Raw genomic sequence first — 1,792 nt, forward strand, 5'->3', positions numbered from 1 at the left:
CTCATAGACACAGTGAAAACTTTTTAGCCATTGTTGATCAATCTTCTCAAGCATTCCCATTAATCCCACCCATTCCAATAAACCCATCCTGTTGGATTATAAAGTCAATTTAACGACTTAATTTCGAACATAATTCCTTCCATTTTGTAGAACATAAATTAAAACGTTTTTTGTATTGGAAAGTACGGCCAATACATTTATGTCTAATGTTTTTCATTGTTTTCATCATCGATACAAATTTGGGGCTTTATAGATTCTCTAGATTTAGGTCTTTGACATCTCCCATCCAAAAAACTCTATCTTTATGATCTAACAAATCATTTCCACTGATGGGGTGAAAAAGTATCGTTAAACCTTTTCGGTTGAACGTCAACCAAGTGACTACGTCACTTAATAAATGTGGTTTAAAGTAAAGCTGACAGCTCCAACAGGGATGAGGGCCAACCAATTTTCGATGCAGTTGGCCTTGTCTGAGATCTGTAATTTCTAATGCTATATCGTTAATTACCCTTTGAGCCGTTTGCTCGGTAAGTTCGTTAAAATAAATATGTGCATGCCAACCTTTTAACCTCGGAGAAGATATTGCTTCTTGGTGATTACCATACGCAATTGGTAATTGGGGAGTAAAACTGGGCATAAAATACCTCTATAAACTGGAATTCTTTATTCACGATTAACTCGAAAATATCGTTCATTCCGGTGAGTCAATCTTTGGTTCTGTTTTATCGAGAAAGAGTATGTTACAACCTATATTATTAATACACTGCATAAGTTGAATGTTACCTATGAATACTTTCGATTACTCTACGTTGGATGGACGACTACTTCGCATGTTTATTAGCGTTTACGAACACCAATCAGTAACAAAGGCAGCGGATAGTATGGGGGTTACTCAATCAACAGTTAGCCATGGGCTTAACCAACTGCGCAAAATAGTAAAAGATGAATTGTTTGTCACTTCAGGAAGAGGCATCGCGCCTACGCCAAAGGCGGGAGAACTTATTGAAAAGGCCAGAGAAATCGTAATATCGATGCAAGCTTTCGCAAGCTCACAACAATACAACCCACTAATAGATGATAAAGTTTTTTCCATCGCAGCTAACGACTATGAAATAGAAACCGTTATAAAACCTATGTTTCATGATTTTCAGAAAGCAGCGCCGATGAGCTCGTTGCACATAGCTCCAGCCAGAACTCAACTTCAGTGGGCTTCATTACTTCGGTCTGGCGATGTAGATTTTGTTTTGTCACCAGAACTAACGAGTAACGAGTCGGATTTAATTCAAACTAAGTTGTTTTCTGACCAAGAGGTCTGTTTTTTCAATCCTCAAAAGCAAACACCGCCAACAACGATAGAGCAATATTGCTCCAAACCTCACGCCATCATGTCTTTTGAGCATTCTCACCAAACCGAGATAGACACAATACTTAAAAAACGAGGCGTGAAGAGAAAAATCGTGGCTAGTGCGCCTAGTTTTGGGGCGATAGCGTCTTTAATTAAAGATACAAATATCATAGTGACTATGCCTTCTCGCTTGTCAGAAACGTTATTTAGAGACTTTAAGCAGGTCCCCTTACCTTTTGAGCTTCCTCACTTCAATATTGTTAAAGTCTGGCACAATAGAAATAAGCAGTCAGAGCGTCATTCTTGGCTTAAAAATCGATTACAGTGAGTATTATTTGGGATTGATACTCTTAGTTTTTTGGCTGTATGTTAAAAAAGACCGACCATGGTATGAGGTTTCTGTTTTTTGAAACCAAGTAAACGCCTGTGTATTGAACCCATCTATTC

General features: G+C 38.1%; 2 protein-coding genes. One reads left to right on the forward strand and one right to left on the reverse strand.

What is annotated here, in order from left to right; genetic code table 11:
* Positions 1-247 precede the first annotated feature (247 nt).
* On the reverse strand, positions 248-637 hold the full coding sequence (locus AB4653_RS15695; protein WP_102258564.1) for a DOPA 4,5-dioxygenase family protein: 390 nt from the start codon (positions 635-637) through the stop codon (positions 248-250).
* A 193-nt stretch (positions 638-830) separates the two neighbouring features.
* Here AB4653_RS15695 and AB4653_RS15700 point away from each other — a divergent pair, with 193 nt between their 5' ends.
* Positions 831-1,673: a LysR family transcriptional regulator gene (locus AB4653_RS15700; protein WP_102258565.1), complete on the forward strand. Its 843-nt coding sequence runs from the start codon at positions 831-833 to the stop codon at positions 1,671-1,673.
* Positions 1,674-1,792 lie beyond the last annotated feature (119 nt).

Origin of the sequence: Vibrio sp. 10N.222.48.A3 (assembly GCF_041475345.1) — a bacterium.
GTDB lineage: Bacteria > Pseudomonadota > Gammaproteobacteria > Enterobacterales > Vibrionaceae > Vibrio > Vibrio tasmaniensis_A.